General features: G+C 39.8%; 1 protein-coding gene. It reads left to right on the top strand.

Translation table 11 applies throughout. The annotated features are described in order from the left end of the window. Positions 1 to 44: 44 nt before the first annotated feature. The coding region (locus ACWA1B_RS23455; protein WP_456911096.1) for a LysR family transcriptional regulator at positions 45 to 241 on the top strand (197 nt) is incomplete at its 3' end.

Raw genomic sequence — 241 nt, 5'->3', positions numbered from 1 at the left:
AGTAAACAAACTAGAGTGTAGAAAAACTACTTCTTTATTTTTTCATGTTATCTCGTCGAAAACTTCCGTCTTTAAATGCTTTACGTGCTTTTGAAACAGCGGGCAGGAAGTTAAGTTTTCGCGCTGCTGCTGATGAGTTAGGTGTTACGCAAGGTGCTATTGCTCAACAAGTTCGTGCATTAGAAGATCATTTAAACGTTACTTTATTTCAACGGCTTCCACGGGGACTCTCTTTGACTCC

Source organism: Flavobacterium xizangense (genome assembly GCF_054075145.1).
The sequence above is the reverse complement of the archived record's forward strand: the minus strand, read 5'-3'. Positions and strand labels throughout refer to the sequence as shown.